This window comes from Psychrobacter sp. GW64-MNA-CIBAN-0177 (assembly GCF_040309585.1).
Taxonomy (GTDB): Bacteria; Pseudomonadota; Gammaproteobacteria; order Pseudomonadales; family Moraxellaceae; genus Psychrobacter; species Psychrobacter okhotskensis.
This window is the reverse complement of sequence record NZ_JBEOOY010000551.1, coordinates 1-241: the sequence shown is the minus strand read 5'-3', so window position 1 is coordinate 241 and position 241 is coordinate 1. Positions and strand designations below refer to the sequence as shown.

Sequence of the window (241 nt, the reverse complement as noted above, 5' to 3'; positions counted from 1 at the left end):
GGCATGCATTGGTACAACTGCCTGCGCCATGACAAAGATAAGGATCAATTTCAATTTTATGCGCTACGCTACTAATGGCATCGGCAGGACAAAAGTTTAAACAACGGTTACAACCGTTTAAGCCGTGTTTGTCATGGGCACAAATATCACTGTTAACCCGAACATAGCGCGGTTTATCAAACTCACCGATTAAGTCTGGAATGTTGGCAATTGCATCAGCAAGTAACGCGGAGTCTTGGCC

The 241-nt window shown here is 44.8% G+C and carries 1 protein-coding gene; it reads right to left on the bottom strand.

The window, feature by feature from the left end; all coding sequences use genetic code 11:
* Positions 1 to 241 (bottom strand): 4Fe-4S dicluster domain-containing protein (locus AAEY79_RS16180; protein ID WP_352289750.1); only part of this gene is annotated, 241 nt, incomplete at both ends.